Source organism: Klebsiella sp. HN106, from assembly GCF_051209435.1.
Classification (GTDB): domain Bacteria; phylum Pseudomonadota; class Gammaproteobacteria; order Enterobacterales; family Enterobacteriaceae; genus Klebsiella; species Klebsiella oxytoca.
Genome location: NZ_JBLURD010000166.1, coordinates 1 through 339 on the forward strand (window position 1 = coordinate 1; position 339 = coordinate 339).

Consider the following 339-nt stretch of genomic DNA (forward strand, 5'->3'; position numbering starts at 1 on the left):
CTGGCGCTGATGGAGGGCGATATGTTCAGAGCCCTGTCGTGGATCCTCGGCTTTTACTCCAAATTCGCCATCGCCTGGGTAGTGGTGGTGGCGACCGACATCACCTTTAATAAAGGCTTGCTCAAGCTGGCGCCGGCGCAGCCGGAGTATCGCCGCGGCATGATCTACAACGTTAACCCGGTGGGCGTGGTCTCCTTTGGTCTGGCCGCCGGGCTGTCGATCTGCGCCTTCTTCGGTCTGCTGGGGGCGACGCTGGCGCCGTTCTCGCCGCTGATTGCGCTGGTCGTTGCCTTTGTCATGACCCCGCTGATGGGGCTCCTTACCCGCGGGCGCTACTAT

Annotated in this window: 1 pseudogene; it reads left to right on the forward strand. The window is 62.2% G+C overall.

What is annotated here, in order from left to right:
- Window positions 1–339 (forward strand): annotated as a pseudogene (locus ACSIPU_RS30790) (allantoin permease); the annotation flags it as partial.